This is a genomic window from Streptococcus mitis (assembly GCF_022137125.1).
GTDB lineage: Bacteria > Bacillota > Bacilli > Lactobacillales > Streptococcaceae > Streptococcus > Streptococcus mitis_CE.
In genome coordinates, this window is the sequence record NZ_JAKNEQ010000032.1 from 1 (window position 1) to 227 (window position 227).

Consider the following 227-nt stretch of genomic DNA (forward strand, 5'->3'; position numbering starts at 1 on the left):
CGCGACCTCGAGCCGATGCTGTCGGCGGCGCTGCGCGAATCCACGATGCTGCTGATGATCGTGGGCATGTCGCTGCTCTATTCGATGACGATGAGCTACCTGCACATCTCGCAGGGCGCGGCGGCCTGGATCGTCGCGCAGCAGTTCTCGCCGTGGCTGCTGCTCTGCGCGCTGCTCCTGATGGTCGTCGTACTCGGCTTCTTCCTGCCGCCGGCCTCGATCATCCT

The 227-nt window shown here is 65.2% G+C and carries 1 protein-coding gene; it reads left to right on the top strand.

Annotated elements, in window-relative coordinates; genetic code table 11:
• A partial coding sequence (locus L0P31_RS09325) for a TRAP transporter large permease subunit (protein WP_238096661.1) occupies positions 1 to 227 on the top strand: 227 nt, incomplete at both ends.